16 protein-coding genes are annotated in these 16,570 nt (G+C 67.1%); 9 read left to right on the top strand and 7 right to left on the bottom strand.

All coding sequences use genetic code 11. The features are described 5' to 3' along the window. Positions 1 to 2 precede the first annotated feature (2 nt). Positions 3 to 1,856, top strand: coding sequence for a bifunctional diguanylate cyclase/phosphodiesterase (locus ASJ79_RS02685; protein WP_067952946.1), 1,854 nt, complete (start codon positions 3 to 5; stop codon positions 1,854 to 1,856). A 1-nt stretch (position 1,857) separates the two neighbouring features. Here ASJ79_RS02685 and ASJ79_RS02680 read toward each other — a convergent pair whose 3' ends face one another. Continuing rightward, positions 1,858 to 2,619: a hypothetical protein gene (locus tag ASJ79_RS02680; RefSeq protein WP_231750692.1), complete on the bottom strand. Its 762-nt coding sequence runs from the start codon at positions 2,617 to 2,619 to the stop codon at positions 1,858 to 1,860. Between the two features lie 298 nt (positions 2,620 to 2,917). On the opposite strand from ASJ79_RS02680, the gene ASJ79_RS02675 reads away from it, so the two are divergent. Next, the gene (locus ASJ79_RS02675) at positions 2,918 to 4,150 is read left to right on the top strand and encodes an acyl-CoA dehydrogenase family protein (RefSeq protein ID WP_067952942.1); all 1,233 of its coding nucleotides are present in this window, start codon (positions 2,918 to 2,920) and stop codon (positions 4,148 to 4,150) included. Beyond that, positions 4,151 to 5,293: an acyl-CoA dehydrogenase family protein gene (locus tag ASJ79_RS02670; RefSeq protein WP_067952941.1), complete on the top strand. Its 1,143-nt coding sequence runs from the start codon at positions 4,151 to 4,153 to the stop codon at positions 5,291 to 5,293. 12 nt (positions 5,294 to 5,305) lie between these two features. Here ASJ79_RS02670 and ASJ79_RS02665 read toward each other — a convergent pair whose 3' ends face one another. From ASJ79_RS02665 to ASJ79_RS02655, 3 genes are all read right to left on the bottom strand, one after another. Beyond that, the gene (locus ASJ79_RS02665; RefSeq protein ID WP_067952939.1) at positions 5,306 to 6,187 is read right to left on the bottom strand and encodes a universal stress protein; all 882 of its coding nucleotides are present in this window, start codon (positions 6,185 to 6,187) and stop codon (positions 5,306 to 5,308) included. Between the two features lie 126 nt (positions 6,188 to 6,313). Next, positions 6,314 to 7,426 carry a DUF1214 domain-containing protein gene (locus ASJ79_RS02660; protein ID WP_067952937.1) on the bottom strand — a complete coding sequence of 371 codons (1,113 nt, stop codon included), beginning with the start codon at positions 7,424 to 7,426 and terminating at the stop codon, positions 6,314 to 6,316. Further along, the gene (locus ASJ79_RS02655) at positions 7,423 to 7,998 is read right to left on the bottom strand and encodes a TetR/AcrR family transcriptional regulator (protein WP_067952935.1); all 576 of its coding nucleotides are present in this window, start codon (positions 7,996 to 7,998) and stop codon (positions 7,423 to 7,425) included. The genes ASJ79_RS02660 and ASJ79_RS02655 overlap by 4 nt, the downstream gene beginning before the upstream one ends. A 112-nt stretch (positions 7,999 to 8,110) precedes the next feature. On the opposite strand from ASJ79_RS02655, the gene ASJ79_RS02650 reads away from it, so the two are divergent. After that, positions 8,111 to 9,271 (top strand): sulfotransferase, encoded by a 1,161-nt coding sequence (locus ASJ79_RS02650; protein ID WP_197420049.1) that lies wholly within the window; start codon positions 8,111 to 8,113, stop codon positions 9,269 to 9,271. Positions 9,272 to 9,353: 82 nt separating this feature from the next. On the opposite strand, the gene ASJ79_RS02645 is transcribed toward ASJ79_RS02650, so the two are convergent. Continuing rightward, entirely contained in the window at positions 9,354 to 10,160 is an 807-nt protein-coding gene (locus ASJ79_RS02645; protein ID WP_067952931.1) for an endonuclease/exonuclease/phosphatase family protein, read from the bottom strand. Between the two features lie 47 nt (positions 10,161 to 10,207). On the opposite strand from ASJ79_RS02645, the gene ASJ79_RS02640 reads away from it, so the two are divergent. The 5 genes from ASJ79_RS02640 to ASJ79_RS02620 all read left to right on the top strand — a co-directional run bounded on the left by ASJ79_RS02640 (position 10,208) and on the right by ASJ79_RS02620 (position 14,290). Continuing rightward, a complete protein-coding gene (locus tag ASJ79_RS02640; RefSeq protein ID WP_067952929.1) occupies positions 10,208 to 10,762 on the top strand; it encodes a hypothetical protein in 555 nt (184 codons plus the stop codon). A 167-nt stretch (positions 10,763 to 10,929) separates the two neighbouring features. Beyond that, on the top strand, positions 10,930 to 11,607 hold the full coding sequence (locus ASJ79_RS02635; RefSeq protein WP_067952927.1) for a Crp/Fnr family transcriptional regulator: 678 nt from the start codon (positions 10,930 to 10,932) through the stop codon (positions 11,605 to 11,607). Between the two features lie 426 nt (positions 11,608 to 12,033). Next, a complete protein-coding gene (locus ASJ79_RS02630) occupies positions 12,034 to 13,395 on the top strand; it encodes a hypothetical protein (protein WP_231750691.1) in 1,362 nt (453 codons plus the stop codon). Between the two features lie 113 nt (positions 13,396 to 13,508). Next, the gene (locus tag ASJ79_RS02625; RefSeq protein ID WP_067952923.1) at positions 13,509 to 14,060 is read left to right on the top strand and encodes a DUF2243 domain-containing protein; all 552 of its coding nucleotides are present in this window, start codon (positions 13,509 to 13,511) and stop codon (positions 14,058 to 14,060) included. Continuing rightward, on the top strand, positions 14,057 to 14,290 hold the full coding sequence (locus ASJ79_RS02620) for a hypothetical protein (protein WP_067952921.1): 234 nt from the start codon (positions 14,057 to 14,059) through the stop codon (positions 14,288 to 14,290). The genes ASJ79_RS02625 and ASJ79_RS02620 overlap by 4 nt, the downstream gene beginning before the upstream one ends. 160 nt (positions 14,291 to 14,450) lie before the next feature. On the opposite strand, the gene ASJ79_RS02615 is transcribed toward ASJ79_RS02620, so the two are convergent. Next, on the bottom strand, positions 14,451 to 14,924 hold the full coding sequence (locus tag ASJ79_RS02615; RefSeq protein ID WP_067952919.1) for a hypothetical protein: 474 nt from the start codon (positions 14,922 to 14,924) through the stop codon (positions 14,451 to 14,453). A gap of 135 nt (positions 14,925 to 15,059) precedes the next feature. Beyond that, a complete protein-coding gene (locus tag ASJ79_RS02610) occupies positions 15,060 to 15,428 on the bottom strand; it encodes a heme-binding protein (protein WP_067952917.1) in 369 nt (122 codons plus the stop codon). Positions 15,429 to 16,570: the final 1,142 nt, after the last annotated feature.

The following is a 16,570-nucleotide window of genomic DNA, read 5'->3' as shown; positions in this document are numbered from 1 at the left end:
CGATGTCTGACAGCGACACTCTCCGCAGCCTCGATCTGGTGGTGACCTCGGTGGCCACCAAGTTGATGGCCGCCAACGCGGCAACCTCGGTCGAGGTGAGTCAGCAGGTACTGGCCGAACTCGTCGCCTATCTGGGCGTCGATGTCAGCTTCCTGCGCTACAACGACCACAAGATCCGCGCCTCGCGCCTTGTCGCCGAATGGCCGGTGCGCCCTGGCGTTCCCGATCCGGATCCGCTCGCGCTCGTGTACTTCGCCGACGCGGACCCGGTGTTCGCCCATTCCGAGCACGGCAAGAAGCCGATGGTGTTCCGGCCCGAACCGGCAACCGACGACTACCAGAAGCGCATCGAGGAGACCCGCGACGTGCCGGCCACCTCGATGGCGGCGGCTCCGCTGGTCTCCGGCGAACTCACCACCGGTGTGCTCGGGTTCATCAAGTTCGGTGACAGGGAATGGAGCGCCGAGGAACTCAACGGCCTCGAAGCGATCGCGTCACTGTTCGCCCAGGTCCAGGCGCGGGTACAGGCCGAGGAAAAACTGCGCTATCTGGCCGAGCACGATGACCTGACCGGGCTGCACAACCGGCGCGCGTTGCTCGCCCACCTCGACGAGCGCCTGGCGGAGGGCCAACCGGGCCCGGTGTCCGCGTTGTTCTTCGACCTCGACCGCCTCAAGGCGATCAACGACTACCTCGGGCACACCGCGGGAGACTGGTTCATCCGGGTGCTGGCCGAAAGGCTGCGCCGGGGTGCGGACTGTCCGAACATGATCGCCCGGCTGGGCGGTGACGAGTTCGTCCTCGTGCCCGCGGCACCAATGGGCGCCCAGGAGGCCGAGGCACTCGCGAACCGCCTGCAGGCGGCGTTGCGCGAACGGGTCTCCATCGACGGCGAGATGCTGACCCGCACGGTGAGTATCGGTGTGGCCCAAGGCCTCCCGGGCCGCGACACCACCTCGGATCTGCTTCGCCGCGCAGATCAGGCGGTGCTGGCCGCGAAGAACTCCGGGGGCAACAACGTCGTCACCTTCACCGACGACATGTCGATGAAGAACGAGTTCGACAACGACATCGAGTTGCACCTGCAGAGCGTCATCGAGAACGGGGCCCTGCTGCTGCACTACCTGCCCGAGGTCGACATGCGGACCGGCGAGATCCTGGCTGCCGAAGCGCTGGTCCGGTGGCAGCACCCGACCCGTGGCCTGTTGTCCCCGGAATCGTTCATCGGTGTCGCCGAATCGATCAATTTGGCGGGTGAGTTGGGCCGCTGGGTGATGCGGGCAGCGTGCGCGGACTTCGCGGCGTGGCGGTCCCGGGGTATCGGCAAGGACGCGGTGATGCGCATCAACGTCTCACCGGTGCAGCTGGTCACCGACGGCTTCGTGGAGGCCGTGGCGGCCATCGTCGACGAGTTCGGCCTGGAAAAGGGGTCGATCTGCCTGGAGATCACCGAGAGCGTGGTCGTACAGGACATCGAGACGACGCGCGTCACGCTCAACGGCCTGCAGGCGGCCGGTGTCCGCATCGCCATCGATGACTTCGGCACCGGGTACAGCGCGCTGTCGCATCTGAAGTCCCTGCCCGTCGACACCCTCAAGATCGACAAGGGCTTCGTGCGGGAACTCGGTTCGGATCCGGGTGATCTGGCGATCGTCAGGGCGATCATCGCGCTCGCCGAGGCGTTCGGCCTCGAGCTGGTGGCCGAGGGAGTGGAGACCGAGGCCGCCGCGCTGACATTGCTCCGGCACGGATGTCACCGCGCCCAGGGGTTCCTGCTGTCGCGCCCGATCCCCGGCGCGGCGATGGAGAAGCTGCTGGCCAACGGGCGGATTCCGGTCAGTTTCGCGAAGTCTTGAGCTACGCCACCGCCGGATCAGACGTCAGCAGTTCCACCCGTCCGAACCGGCTCGCGTCCTTACCGACCAACGCGACCCGAAACGACGTCTCCCCCGGCAGCCGGGACCCGGATGCGCTGCGTCCGGTGACGTCATCGCCGCAGATCAGCACACCGTGGCGGGCCCGGACGGTCAGCGCACCCGTGTCGGTGGTGAAGACCGCCCCGACCACCCTGCCGTCCTCGAACACCAGTCGGTCGAATCGCTCGACCGGGTAGGGCGACAGGCCGCGATCGTCGGCTTCGTCGCTCAACCACCGGTGCACGGACCCGACCGGATCCTCGGGTTCGGGCGTCATGACGCCCAGTTCGGTGATCTCGAACCACTCACCGGCCTCGCCGGGCATCGTCGTCGACGGCCAGTCGGTGACCTGGGTGTAGAGGTAACCCGACGGGGACGCGATACAGACCGCCGCCCAGTCGCGTAGCCGCCACCCCTCGAACGGCGGTACGGTACGTCCGCGTGCCGGTGCGGTGTCGGTCATCAGACGCACGGGCAGATCGGGATCTTGCTGGGTCAGGGCGGCCAGGTCGAGGTCTTCGGTCAACGCCGCGAAGTATTCGACGGTCGCTTCGTCGCCGACACGGGCAAAACACCCGCGAAGCCCATAGGGTTCGCCGGCGAGGGCAGCGTCGGCAATACCGGCGAGAAATACCTGTCCGTCGTGTTCCACCGTCGAAATGGCCGTCGCCAGCCCGGCCGTCCCGGTAGCGGTGCACACCACGTCGACTTCATCGTCCCAATCGGGCTCATCGAACAAAGTTATTCGCCTCTTATTTGCCACGGTCGAGTATTACCGGCCTGTTAAAGGCTATGGCATCCGCGATATGGACACCAAACTGAATTGGATGCCGGGGTTGCCACAGCCGTGATGGGTCTTGAGGGGATTTGCCATCACGGACTGTGGCAACCAACAAAAGCTACCACCCGACGGCCGGTCGCCCCCCAGCGCCACCCAGAGTCCCCCCACTTAACTAACTAGGTTTACTGTGTCCCTAGCGCCAGCGGAAAGGGAGACAGCGATGGACCTACAGTGGTCGGCGGCCGACCTGGCATTCCGCGACGAGGTGCGCGCCTTCCTCGACGACAACCTCACCCCGGAACTGCGCCGCGCCGGACGTCTGATGACCAGCGTGTACGCCGATCACGACGCGAGCATGCGGTGGCAGCAGATCCTGCACGAACGCGGGTGGGCCGCACCGGCGTGGCCGGTCGCCCACGGCGGGTGCGACTGGAGCCTGACCCAGCACTACATCTTCAGCCGCGAATCCACGCTCGCCGGCGCCCCGTCGCTGTCCCCGATGGGGATCAGGATGGTCGCCCACGCGATCATCAAGTTCGGCACCGACGAGCAAAAGAACTACTTCTTGCCCCGCATTCTCACCGGCGAGGTCTTCTTCTGTCAGGGTTACTCCGAGCCCGAGGCCGGCTCGGATCTGGCCGCGCTGTCGATGGCCGCCCGCGACGACGGCGATCACCTGGTGTGCACCGGCAGCAAGATCTGGACCACGCACGCGCGGGAAGCCAACTGGATGTTCGCCCTCGTGCGCACCACGCGCTCGGACAAGAAGCAGCGCGGGATCACCTTCGTCCTGATCGACTTGTCGACGCCGGGCATCGAGATCCGGCCACTGGTGATGACCTCCGGTGAAGAGGTGCAGAACCAGGTCTTCTTCGACGAGGTGCGCGTGCCGAAGAGCAACGTCATCGGCCAGATCGACGACGGCTGGACGGTGGCCAAGTACCTGCTGGAGTTCGAGCGTGGTGGCGGCGCCACCGCGCCGGCGCTGCAGGTGATGGTCGAGGAGATCACCGACGCGGCCGCCGGACAGCCCGGTCCCGCAGGGGGCCGGCTGCTCGACGACCCGGCCTTCGCCCGCAAGCTCGCCGAGGCCCGCATCCGCACCGAGGTGCTGGAGATCCTCGAATACCAGGTGCTCGCCGTCGTCGCCGACGGCGGCAACCCGGGCGCGAAGTCCTCGATGCTCAAGGTGCTCAGCACCGAGTTGAGCCAGGCGATCTCCGAGCTCGCGATGGAGGCCGCCGGACCTCGCGGCCGCGTGTATCAACCACACGCCACCTGCCCCGGCGGACCGATCGCCGAATTCGAGCCGCCGGCAGACGGTTACGTCAGCGGTGAGCCGTGGCAGGCCGTGGCTCCGCTGCGGTACTTCAACGACCGGGCCGGTTCGATCTACGCCGGTAGCAACGAAATTCAGCGCAACATCCTGGCCAAGGCTGCATTGGGGCTGTAAATGGACTTCACACTGACCGACGAACAGGAACTGCTGCGCGGCGGCCTGACCAGGTTCCTCGCCACCCGCTACGACCTGGAGAAGAGCCGGACCGCGGCGAAGACCGGCCCCGGCTGGCAGCCCGAGATCTGGCGCGCGTTCGCCGAGGAACTCGGGATCCTCGGCGCGGCGCTGCCGGAGGAAGCCGGCGGCATCGGCGGCGGCCCGGTCGAGATGATGCTGATCGCCGAAGCGCTCGGCCACGCCCTGGTGATCGAACCCTACGTCGACACCGCCGTCGTCGCGGCCGGACTGCTGCACCGCGCCGGTGGCGACACCGCGGCAGCGCTCGTGGAGGAGATCGTCGCCGGCAGCGCCGTCGTCGCCGTGGCGGCCGCCGAACCGACCTCCGGGGAGAACTGGCAGGACGTCACCACCACCGCCCGGCGCGACGGTGACGACTGGGTGCTGACCGGGTCCAAGATCGTCTCGACCGGCACCCCGCTGGCCGGCCACGTGCTGGTCACCGCGAGGACGGCGGGCGAGCGCGCCGACGCCGACGGCATCTCCCTGTTCCTTGTCGAACTCCGCTCCGCCGCAACAGGTATCGAACTGCACAACTACCGCACGATCGACGATCGACGGGCCTCCGACATCGTCCTGGACGGTCTGCGGCTACCCTCGGCCGCACTGCTCGGCGAGGAAGGGCGCGCCTGGGCGTCGATCGCCCTGGCCCGCGACGAAGGTGCCGCCGCGATCTGCGCGGAGGCGGTCGGATGCATGCGCAAGGTGCTGGCCGACACCGTCGAATACTGCAAGCAGCGCCAGCAGTTCGGTCAGCCCATCGGCAGTTTCCAGGTGCTGCAGCACCGGATGGTGGACATGTACATGGAGGTCGAACAGGCCGCGGCCGCAACGTTGTTGGCAGTCCTCAAGCTCGACGCCGACGACGCCACCCGGGCCAGGGCGGTGTCCGCGGCCAAGGGCACGGTGGGGCGGGCCGCCCGGTTCGTCGGGCAGCAGGCCGTGCAGCTGCACGGCGGTATGGGCATGACCGAGGAGCTGGCGATCGGCCACTACTTCAAGCGGTTGACCGCACTGCAGTACGAGTTCGGGTCCACCGATCACCACGTCACGCGGTACGCGCAGCTGACCACGCGATAGCCCGCCCCGGCTTCACGACTTGCGGGCCACGATCACCGGGCCGCGCGCCGACTGCACGACTTGGGAGGCCACCGAGCCGAGCAGCATCCCGACGAAGCCGCCGCGCCCGTGACTGCCGACGACCAGCAGTTGAGCGTTCGCCGACTCCTCCAGGAGCCGATGCGCGGGCTGGTCGCGGCACACCACTCGACGTACGTCGACGTCGGGATAGCGTTCCTGCCACCCGGCCAGCCGCTCCGCGAGCAGCATGTCCTCCTCCGGCTGGACCTCCGACCAGCCGGCACCGGGCAGCTCGTAACCGGCGTCGCTCCAGGTGTGCACCGCGACCAGGCCGACTCCCCGCCGTGACGCCTCGTCGAACGCGATGGCGGTGGCCCGCTCGGACGCCGGCGAGCCGTCCACCCCGACCACCACCGGGGCCTGGGCGGGATGGGGGATCACCGGGTCCTCGTCGTGAATCACCGCCACGGGGCAGTGGGCGTGCTGCACGAGGCCGGTGCTGACCGAACCGAGCAGCCGGCGCTCCCATTTGCCTTTACCGCGGCTGCCGGCCACCAGCATGTCGGCTTCCCTGGCCACATCGACGAGCGCGGCCACCGGTTGACCGGCGAGCACCGCTTCGCCGATCTCGATGGGATGGGCGGCGGCGGCCTCGGCGACAGTACGTGCGTCGGCGAGGATCCGGCGCGCCTCCTCCTGTTCGTCCTCGAAGTACGCCTGAGGAAGCGGGGCCTGGATCCACGACTGCATCACCGCGCCGGGCAGGACATGCGCCAGCGTCAACGGCACTCGCCGCATGGAGGCGCTGCGGGCGGCCCAGTCGACCGCGACGCGGGACGCCGCCGAGCCGTCGACCGCGACGACGATTCCTCGGGGAGCTTCCTGGTTGGACATCCGGTGTGCCTCCTCACTGGGGCGACGCCGCCGCCCCGACACCCCGACGGTATCGCCACGGCAGGGCTGCAGGTAAGTGGTAAGCCGTCACCATCCGGGTGGGACCAAAGTCCTTCCTCGGCGGGCTCAGCTCACCGCCGCCGGCGCGTCGGCGATGTTCACCAACTCCACCACGGGGCGGGCGGGCACCTGATCGGCCAGGAACCAGCGGAAGGCGAGATTGCCACGCGGATAGTCGAGGGTGGTCAGCGAGTTCGGATGACGGGTCATCCCGCGCGACACCACCACGGTCACCGTGCCGTCGGTGTTGGGCACTGCCGTGGCCCCGTTGACCGAGCTGCGCGCGTCGGGGACTCCGGGCACCGCCATGAACTGGTTCCAGACCACGAGGTTCCAGAACCGGCAGTCCGGGGGCCGATGCGTGATCACCAGGGCCTCGTCCTCGGCGAGATCGAAACTGCCGTAGGCGTAGCACGCGTCGCGCGCCGACCAGCCGAAGTTCGCGTCGGGTACCTGGTACGGTTCCGCGAAGTCATTTGCGGCCATTGCGGTTTCATGGCCGAGGCGGTGAGCGTCGGTGGTCCTGACACCCACCGTCAGCGGCAGGATCGCGAACATGGTACGAAGCCATGCCGCGCTGGCCCGCAGCGCCGCGGCGGTCTCGGCCTCGCCGTGGCGGAACGGGTCAGGCGGTTCGAGAGCCTCGATGTTCCATGTCACCGGCCGGCCGACGAGCGGATCGGCCTGGTAGTCGCGCGTCATCAGCACCGCGGCATCGGGCTCGGGCCCGAAGTCGAAGGTGAAATCGCCGTTGTCGTCGATGTCGAGGTCGTCGTCGCGCAGCATCGCGACGATCCGGTCCGACCACGCGCCGGGCGACGGCTCGTTGTAGGCGGTGACCGAGAAGTACACGCTGTCACCGCGATTCCCGCTGATCCGATAGCGACGCGCAGGGTCGACCGGGCACATGTGATAGATGGCGTCGGTGTTGTCCCCGCCCCAGCGCCGGTCCGGCCGGAACGGTGAGTTCACCTCAAGCCACCGTGGCCGGCTGCGGTCGGCGAACAGATACGTGTCGAAGGCAACCCCGAGGGTGGTCGCGATCATCCGGTAGCCGTCGGCGATGTGGCGATCGTCGGTCACGGCTTTCGGACCGGCCATGAACGATTCGTCCAGAGTGCGCAGCGTGTCCAGCAGTTCGCGCCACGCCGTGGTCGCCTCGTGCGTTTCGGGGCTCATGAACCGATTCCTTTCGTGATCAGTCGCGCGGTCCGATCGATCCACTCGGCGTCGACGTCGCCTCCGCGAGTGATCAAGGCCAGCAAGGTCATTCCCGCCACCGCCTCGGCGAGCTCGGTGGCCGTGACGTCCCGGCGCACCTCGCCCCGCTCCACAGCGGATCGCAGGAAAGCGTTCAGTCCGTCGACCAGAACACCGGAGAAGCGCTCCACCAGCGCCGAGTGCAGGGTCGGATCGGAGGCCATCTCCCCGACCAGCCCGGGCAGGGCAGCACGTGCTGCCGGAGCACTGAGCACCGCGAGCGTCCGGGCCAGCATCTCGCGCACGTCCCCGTCGAGGGACCCGGTCGCAGGGATCTCGGTGGACGCGTCGACCGGGAAGACCGCCTCGTGCACCAGATGGGCTTTTCCCCGCCAGCGCCGGTAGATGGCCGGCTTGCTGGTACCGGCCCGCGCCGCGATCGCGTCGAGCGAGATCTCGGCGTACGAGGACTCGCCGATCAGTTCCACGGTCGCCCGCAGCACCGCCTCGTCGATAGCACGATCCCTGGGCCGTCCCACCTCTGTCGTCATTACGATACTGACAGTAACATAATTCGGTGTGACGGACGCCACAGAAGACCTCGTGCACCTCGACGATCTCGCCGAACCGCGCTACAGCCCTGCTGCACAACAGCTTCGCGAGATGATGGCGACGCTCGCGGCCGACTGCCCGCTCGATGTCGACGTGCTGCACACGCGGGCGCGGGAAGCCACCGGACTGTCCGACTTCGGTCCGGACGACTATCGGGAGCGTCTGGACCGGTACGTGTCGGAACTCCGCGAGATCGACATGCACCCGCCGGGGATCGTGAACTTCCACGCCCAGCTCGTGCAGTGGCTGAAGAACCGCCTGCTGCTGACCGACCTCCTCGCCCGTCATCCCGAGGTCGCCGACATCGAACTGGTGCCGCCGGTGGTGATCGCCGGGCTCCCCCGGTCCGGCACCACCCATCTGCACAACATGCTGGCCTCGGCGCCGACCTTCCGCAGCCTGCCCTACTGGGAGAGCGTCGAGCCGTTCCCGCTGCCCGCCGAGGCGGGCATCGAGCCCGACCCGCGCATCGCCCGGATGGATGTGGCGGTGCAGACCATGGACGTGTTGATGCCGCACTTCGCCCTGATGCACGAGATGACCACCGATCACGTGCACGAGGAGATCCAGCTGCTGGCCAACGACTTCTCGACGATGCTGATGGACACCCTCGCCCACGTGCCGCGCTGGACCGACTTCTTCTGGAGCAGCGATCAGACGTCGTCCTACCGGTATCTGGTCACCCAGCTCAGGGCCCTCCAGTTCCTTCGTGGCGGACGGCGCTGGGTGCTCAAGTCCCCGCAACACCTGGGGCAGCTGCGGGTGCTCGAGAAGGTGATGCCCGGTGTCGTCGTGGTGTTCACCCATCGCGATCCGGTGCCGGTGGCGTTGTCGATGATCGCGATGGTCACCTATTCCGAACGGATGCACCGTGACAGGGTCGACGTCGAAACGGTCGCCCGGGCGTGGATCGACCGCCTGGAACGGCTGCTGGGCACCTGCGTGCGCGATCGGGACGTCATTGCGGCCGACCGCTCCGTCGACGTCGCCTTCGACGACTTCATGGCTGACGAGGTGGGAACCGCCGAACGGGTGTACACCGTTGCGCGAGAACGGTTCACCGATGACGTCCGGGCTGCGGTCACACGGTATCTGGAAGGCCATCGGCGCGGCCGCCACGGCCGGGTCCACACGTCGCCCGAGATGTTCGGACTCGACGCCGATGAGCTCAGGGAACGCTTCGCGCCCTACACCCGACGGTTCCTGTCCTGAGCACGCCGGTGTGGCCGGCGTAATACGCTCGCACCCAAGGCTTTCCAACGAAGCCACACCGGACCCATGTCGCAGGATGCGCTCACGGCCCGTGTGCCCGCGAGTCCGCCTGGTGCACATCGGATCCGGAGTGCCGCAGGTCGACGACCAGGGGCCGATGATCGGAGATCGGCACCTGGGGTGTCGCGCATGCCGTGGCGGTCAGCGCCGGATCGTCGGTCAGAACGTGATCGAGCTGCTGAGTGGGTTTGTCGGCGGGAAAGGTCGGCGCCGAGGCCAGGTGCCGCAGTCCCGACCACCGTCGCGCCGCGGCCGCCGACATGTTGAGGTCACCGGTCACGATCCGCGGCCAGGGCAGGCCTCGGACATCACGCAGCAGCCGGTGCAACTGGACCCGGTTCCACCCGGGCACGAACGACAGGTGGGTGTTGACCACGGTCAGGTCACCCAACGGGGTGTCGAACTGTCCGATCACGGCCGCGCGGGGTTCCTCGTGGATGACCTGAACCTGCCGGGGGGTGCTGAGATACATCGGAAATCGGAACGGTATCCGCGGCAGCCGCACGACCTGCCAGTTCAGTGCGGGATACCGCGACAACAGCGCGACCCCGTAAGCGGCGGTGCCGGGCTGCTCTTCACCGGTCGCGGCCATCCATGTGGCCCCGGGTGTGCCGGCGATCGCCGCGACGAAGCGGTGGCTCTGCGCGCCCATCGCCTCGGCGGCGAGCGCCGTGAGGTCGGCATGCCCGGACCTGGCCTGGATCGAATCCACCTCTTGCAGCGCCAGGATGTCGGCGTCCAGTCCGGCCACACACTCGGTGAAGCGGTCCAGATCCACGCCGTCGCCGACGGTGCGGCCGTGCAGGATGTTGAACGTCACCAACTTCATGGGTACCCAACTACCCACCCTGCAACGGAAACCAACGGCGGTGCCACATGTCCAACGATGATCTGCGTGAGTCGCTGCGGCGCGCCGCCTCGGCTCTCAAGGCCGACGGTCCGCCGTTCGCGCTGGCCGGAAGCTACGCGCTGTGGGTGCACGGCGGCCCCGAACCCACCCATGACGTCGATTTCGTGGTCGTCGAGGATGACGTCGAGGCGGCGGCGGCCACGCTGTCCAAAGCCGGCTTCGACATCCGCAGGCCACCCGAGGACTGGCTGTTCAAGGCCGCCCTGGGGGTGGACCAACCCGCCCTGGTCGACGTCCTTCATCGCATCAACGGGGTACCGGTCGACATGGCGCTGATCGACCGGGCCGAAGTACACGACGTCCTCGCGCTGGCCATACCGGTCCTGTCCGCCACCGAGGTCGTCACACAGAGACTGCGTGCCCTGCACGAGCACCACTGCGACTTCGCCCGCCTGATCCCGTCGGTCCGCGCCGTGCGTGAACAACTCGACTGGCCTCAACTGCGGCTGAGCACCTCGCAGAACCCGTTCGCGGCGGCGTTCCTGTTCCTGTGCGACGAACTGGACATCGCCGTCGACTGACCAACCGCCTTGCGTCAACGCGGTTTTCGACCGCGACACAGCCCGGGTGCGGGCCGTCGCGCTCGCGGAGATCACACCGCGCCTGCTACGTTACACGTGCTCTCGCTCCCGTAAGGCGTGCTCGGCGCGCCCGGACCGGGGGGCCGCAGGAGCGGGAAAGGGACAGCGTGGACGAAGTTCTGGCGCGGGCCGCCATCTTCCAGGGTGTGGACCGGAGCGCGGTGGCGGCGTTGTGCAGCCAGTTGCAGGAGGTGTCCTTTCCGCGTGGCCACCGGATCTTCACCGAGGGCGAGCTGGGTGACCGGCTCTACATCATCACCTCGGGGACGGTGAAGGTCGGATGCGCCACCCCCGACGGGCGCGAGAGCCTGCTGACGTTGATGGGCCCGGCCGACATGTTCGGGGAACTGGCCATTTTCGATCCGGGACCGAGGACATCCTCGGTCACCACTCTGAGCGCGGTGCACGCGGTCACCATGGACCGGGACGCATTGCGTCACTGGATCGCCGAGCGTCCGGAGATCGCCGACCAGTTGCTGCGCGTGCTGGCCCGCAGGCTGCGGCGCACCAACGACGCGTTGTGCGACCTGATCTTCACCGACGTCCCGGGCCGGGTCGCCAAGCAGCTGCTCGACCTCGCCCGCCGTTTCGGCACCCAACAGAACGGTGCCCTGCGGGTCGAGCACGGGCTCACCCAGGAGGAGCTCGCACAGCTGGCCGGGTCCTCCCGGGAGACGGTCAACAAGGCGCTGTCCGATTTCGGGCAGCGCGGCTGGATCGAACAGCGGGGCAAGACCACGGTCATCCACGACCCCGCGCGGCTGGCCCGCCGCGCGCAGCGCTGACCGGCGAACCGCACGTCCGCGGGACCTCCTGCAGTACAGCCGGTTTGACGGCACGCGGCGTCGAGAGTGATTTGGGCCACGCGGACGGGACGTGGAACCCACAGGACGAAGCCGTTTGACTAATGTTCGCTTCGATCGGCAGCCGCGGGCCTGTCCAGCGGCGGACTCCGCCCGTTCACGCTCTTTCGTCCTGTGCGTGCGGGCGGCTAACGCCATTTCCAGTTAACTTTTCGGCAGTAGCCATCGAGGGGTAGGTATTGTCACTCAGGATAGGCACAGCTAACCTTCAGTAAGCCTTATGGCTAGACGTCCCCCGTAATTTCAGGAGTTACCGTGCAATTGGCCCGCCGTGCCGACTCAGCTCACAGCCTATGGCCCGAGCTCTCGCCTTCTTCCCCACGTCCTACCAAGTTGCTAGGTGCAGCTGTGGCTATCGCCGGGGCGTCGGTCATCGCCATCAACCCCGTGGCGCCCACCCTGCCGGTCGTGCAGGACCGCGCGGTAGAGCTCTCCGGATGGATCGACCCGATCGGCGTCGTAGGCGACACGATCACCACGACCGTGCAGAACCTGGGCACCCAGGGCGCCGGCATCCTGACCGAAGGACTCCCCGCCGCGTGGCAGATCATCACCACGTCCTCGCTGTACAGCGAGATCACCTCGGCCGTCTTCAACCCGTTCCCGGGCCTGGAGCGCTTCTTCGGCAACCTGTCGACCTACGCCACCACGCTCAACACGGGCTTGCAGGAGTCGGCCACGGGCTATGCGGAGCACTTCGGTGAGCTCCCCGAGACGCTGCAGACCGCCTGGGACTTCGTGCTGCAGGGACAGTTCACCCAGGCGTTCGCGACCATCACCAGCTGGAGCATCTTCGGGTTGGGTGAGCTCGGCTGGCCGCTCGAGCCGGTCTTCGCGCTTCCCGGGGAGATCGCCCGCGACTTCGGCCTGACGGCCGTCGGCGCGGTCCTCGACACACTGTTGGTCGCCAACAACGCGACCACCGGCTACGCCTACTCGCTGTTGAGCCCGCCGATCACCGCGATCTACCAGCTGACCGACATCATGAACGTCGTCTCCGCCTCGATCTACGACGGCGACTGGGTCACCGCGGTCAGCGAGGTCATCAACGCTCCGGCCAAGGTGTTGAACGCGTTCCTGAACGGATACCAGCCCAGCGTGGCGGCCGAATGGGAGTTCTTCCCGGGCGTGTTCAGCAAGGACGGCCCGATCGACGCGTTCTTCGTCCAGCTCCCCAAGGCGATCGCCGCGGCACTGGCCGGGCTGTCGGAGGATGACGAAGAAGGCGAAGGCGCCGAGAGCGGCACGGCCGCAGACGAATTGACTCAGGTGTCGTCGACCGAGGTTGCCGGTGAGGACAGTCTGGTGACGGTGCCGGTCAGCACGGGTACCGACGAGGACGAGGACGCCGAGACCACCACACCGACTGAGCCGGCCGATGAGACGGTTCCGGTGGAGGGCGACGAAGAAGGCGGAGAAGACGAGACCGTCACCGAGCCGGCCGACGAGGTCACCGAGGAACCCGTCGACGAGGTCACCGAGGACGTCGACGAGATCACCGACGAGGAGCCGGCCGACGAGGATGTGACCGACGAGGACGAGGACGCCGACGAACCGGCCGACGAATCCGAGGACGTCACCGAGGACGACGCCGACGACGCCGACGCCGACTCCGACTCCGACGATGCCGCTGACAGCGATTCGGACAGCGATTCGGACAGCGACAAGTCCGATTCCGGCGACAACGACAAGTCCGGCAGCGACGAGTAAGAGCACGGAAGTGACAGGAACGGCCCTCTCGGCGACGAGGGGGCCGTTCCCGTCAGCGGCGCGACGGAACGCGGGCAACGTTTTCCCGGCATCTGGGCGGGTAAGCCACGGCCATGTCGAGATCGCTCACCCGTGACCCGTCCGTCGGATCGGGCCGGCCCAGCATCGCGCCGGCGCTGTTGCTGGGCCTCGGTCTCGGAGGCTTCGTCGACGGCATCGTGCTCCACGAGATCCTGCAATGGCATCACATGGTCAGCCACGTGGACGACTATCCGACTGACACCGTGGCCGGGCTCGAGGTCAATGTGATGGCGGACGGCTTCTTCCATGTCGGTACCTGGGTAATGGTGTGGGCAGGCACCTTGCTGACCGTCGTGGCGTGGCGCAAGGGTCGACTGGCGCCGACGTGGTCGTTCCACTTCGGTCTCCTACTGGCGGGCTGGGGCATCTTCAATGTGGTCGAGGGGTTGATCAACCACCAGATCCTGGGGATTCACCATGTGCGCGACGACCTGGGTTCCCCGCTGTCATGGGACATCGGATTCTTGATCTTCGGCGTGCTACTCGTGGCCGGCGGTTGGGCCTTGTATCGCCGGGGCGCTCGCGTGTTGGAACGGGAGGCCCGCCCTGTGCTCGCAGATCATGCAACGGAAGGACCGCGATGACCTTGCTCGGCGATGACACCTATGACGTCGTGGTCGGCGACATCCACGACCGCGGCAATGAAGCCGGCGATACGAAGAACATCGTCGTCGCGGAGGGCAGGACGCTGGCGGAGGCGGAAGCCGACTTCGAAGAGCACGCCAGGCTTGTCCCCGGCGAGCACCGCTATGTGCAACTGCGGCACAGCGGTGAGGGCGGGACGGTCGTGAAGACCTATCCTGCGACGGGATAGTTCTCCTTACCCGCGGCAACGACGTCGCGCGGGGACGAGCCGGACGACAACATGCCGCCGCCGAACATGCCGCTGCGTGAGTAACGACTGGCGTTCTCCCCCAAGGTATTCGACCGCTCCGGCAGCTGAGAGGCTGCCACGGGATGTCCACTGCTGGGGATCAGGGTCTCGTATCGGTTTGGTCCCTGTGTCGGCGGAAGAACGTCAGAAAGTACGCCTGCATCACGGCGAAGAGAAACGCTGTGCTGATGCCGAACAACAGGACGCCGTTCGCCGCCTCCAGCGCGCTTATCAAGCGCAGCCGGTCGGGCAACTCCAGCCCGGGTACGTCGAACGAGACCATCGTGCCGAGGGAATAGATAGAGGCGTCGGTGAACGAATCGAATGCGCCGAGCCACCTGTACGCCGACGCCCAAAGCACACTTTCCACCCCATGCAGAACCGCGAGCAGCAAGGCGACGACTCCGATGCTGCCGCTCACGATGGGGATGGTTCGCCGCGGACCGAGATCGTTCCCGGCTCGGCCCCGGATTCGCGCCTCCAAACGAAACGCCATGGCCACCACCCCGGTCGTGTGAATCGCGATGGTGAGCACGATGAGCAACAGACCCACGATCCAACTCGCCAGATCCACGTCTCCTTCTTTCGTCAGCGCGGAGATCTGCGCAGCACGGCCCCGGTGCCACCACCGGCCGGACGCGGCAACCGGGTGGGAGCGCCGCGGTAGTTGCGGTGCGGCGCCCACGACGGGCCGGATCGGATCCGGGTACTACTTACACCGGTCCAGGAAATCGACCGCGGGTTTCCTGATGGCCTCCATTTCGGCCCGAACCTGCGGGTTGGCGTCCATGTACTGCTGCACCTGGGGCCGCATCTCTTCCCTCGACAGGCCCTTGAGGGTTGCGAAGAAATCGTTCACGGGCGGATGCGTGAACAGATAGGCCGAGACCGCAGCGGCAACTCCCGCCCTCACACCGGCCCAATCCGCGGGCGAACAATTCGGCGGAGCGGGTGGAGGCGGGGCCGGCGGTTGTGCCCCGGCCGCGGCCCCGCCCAAAAGCGTTGCGCCGCCGAAGACGACGGCGCTGACGGCGCTTACTAGTGTCCGGCGCCCAAGACGTCGTAACGGCAACGTCATCGCAGCTTCTCCTTCAGTGTTTGTGTGGGATCTTCGCCGCGCTACCGGTCGAGCCGACAGGTCGATCGGACATCGAGATCGGTGGGATAGCGGCCCGTTGGGCTGATCCCGGTCTCGTGTAGCACTGACGTCATTCGCACGGCTACTTCCGCGATTCAGAGGGTGCGGCATCCCGCACCTATGAAGCTCACGATATGTCCGTCGACGGAGTTACGTGGGTGAATTCGTCATCGCAGAACCATGAAGGTGCATCGGATTTCCGTGTTGATTCGGACACCCCGGGCGGCACGCCGTCCTTAGAATCCCCCTAGAGGCGACCGAGAGAAGACGTCATGAAGCCTTGGGTCCACCACATCGCCGTGTCAGCCGTCGTTCTGACAACTCTGCCATTGATCGAACTGACCGCGTCACCGGTCGGCCGCGCCCAACCGCCACCGCCGCAGTGTCCGCCCGGCATGTACTGGAATTTCACCACGCTCATCTGTGAATTCCCGCCTCCTCCCGCGGTATACGTGGATCCGTGGTTGCCGGTCTACGTCCCCGATCTCGTCGATGTAGATCTCGATCTAGACATCCCGGTTCCCGGCCCTCCGGGGCCACCAGGAGTCGGGGGTCCGGGATCACCCGGAATCGGGGCCCCTGGACGACCGGGAGCCGCGCCTCCGAGGCCGGGCGCCGGCCGCCCCGGACCGGCACCGCGACCTCCCGCGCCCAGACGCGGCGGTGGACGACGTCGCTGATATCGATTGGCTGTGAACCCTTTTCGCTCAAGTGCGTGTCGGATCGAGGGCGGATCCCGCTTCGTGCGGTGAGGCAGTCGGGCGAATCTTGTTGTCTTCGAAAAAATCTGACTTGGCGGTGGCCGCTGCCGGCCGGGCTTGCGCAGTACTACTGCGGCCTGCCTCCCACCTCGCCGCCGGGTGTCCGCCCCCACCACCACTCGAGGTGTCACCGATGTCCTGATGCAGAACGGTCACCGATTTCCGGACGCCGAAATTTGTCGGTGCTCGAATGTATGTACTGCTTATCTGCTTAAGTGGACTAGCAGCGATCAGAATTCGCCGTAGGTATCGCTGGTGATGAATTCGGTGGCATCGTCGTTGGACGAGAACGGCTCTGACGTGCGGCTGACAAGCTCACTC

The sequence above is a fragment of the Mycobacterium sp. NAZ190054 genome, from assembly GCF_001545925.1.
GTDB lineage: Bacteria > Actinomycetota > Actinomycetes > Mycobacteriales > Mycobacteriaceae > Mycobacterium.
The sequence above is the reverse complement of the archived record's forward strand: the minus strand, read 5'-3'. Positions and strand labels throughout refer to the sequence as shown.

What these genes read in the sequence shown, in the direction of transcription:
- ASJ79_RS02685 (WP_067952946.1), top strand. Translation starts at nt 3, where the DNA reads ATGTCTGACAGCGACACTCTCCGCAGCCTCGATCTGGTGGTGACCTCG.
- ASJ79_RS02675 (WP_067952942.1), top strand. Translation starts at nt 2,918, where the DNA reads ATGGACCTACAGTGGTCGGCGGCCGACCTGGCATTCCGCGACGAGGTG.
- ASJ79_RS02670 (WP_067952941.1), top strand. Translation starts at nt 4,151, where the DNA reads ATGGACTTCACACTGACCGACGAACAGGAACTGCTGCGCGGCGGCCTG.
- ASJ79_RS02665 (WP_067952939.1), bottom strand. Translation starts at nt 6,187, where the DNA reads ATGTCCAACCAGGAAGCTCCCCGAGGAATCGTCGTCGCGGTCGACGGC.
- ASJ79_RS02660 (WP_067952937.1), bottom strand. Translation starts at nt 7,426, where the DNA reads ATGAGCCCCGAAACGCACGAGGCGACCACGGCGTGGCGCGAACTGCTG.
- ASJ79_RS02655 (WP_067952935.1), bottom strand. Translation starts at nt 7,998, where the DNA reads ATGACGACAGAGGTGGGACGGCCCAGGGATCGTGCTATCGACGAGGCG.
- ASJ79_RS02650 (WP_197420049.1), top strand. Translation starts at nt 8,111, where the DNA reads ATGATGGCGACGCTCGCGGCCGACTGCCCGCTCGATGTCGACGTGCTG.
- ASJ79_RS02645 (WP_067952931.1), bottom strand. Translation starts at nt 10,160, where the DNA reads ATGAAGTTGGTGACGTTCAACATCCTGCACGGCCGCACCGTCGGCGAC.
- ASJ79_RS02640 (WP_067952929.1), top strand. Translation starts at nt 10,208, where the DNA reads ATGTCCAACGATGATCTGCGTGAGTCGCTGCGGCGCGCCGCCTCGGCT.
- ASJ79_RS02625 (WP_067952923.1), top strand. Translation starts at nt 13,509, where the DNA reads ATGTCGAGATCGCTCACCCGTGACCCGTCCGTCGGATCGGGCCGGCCC.
- ASJ79_RS02620 (WP_067952921.1), top strand. Translation starts at nt 14,057, where the DNA reads ATGACCTTGCTCGGCGATGACACCTATGACGTCGTGGTCGGCGACATC.
- ASJ79_RS02610 (WP_067952917.1), bottom strand. Translation starts at nt 15,428, where the DNA reads ATGACGTTGCCGTTACGACGTCTTGGGCGCCGGACACTAGTAAGCGCC.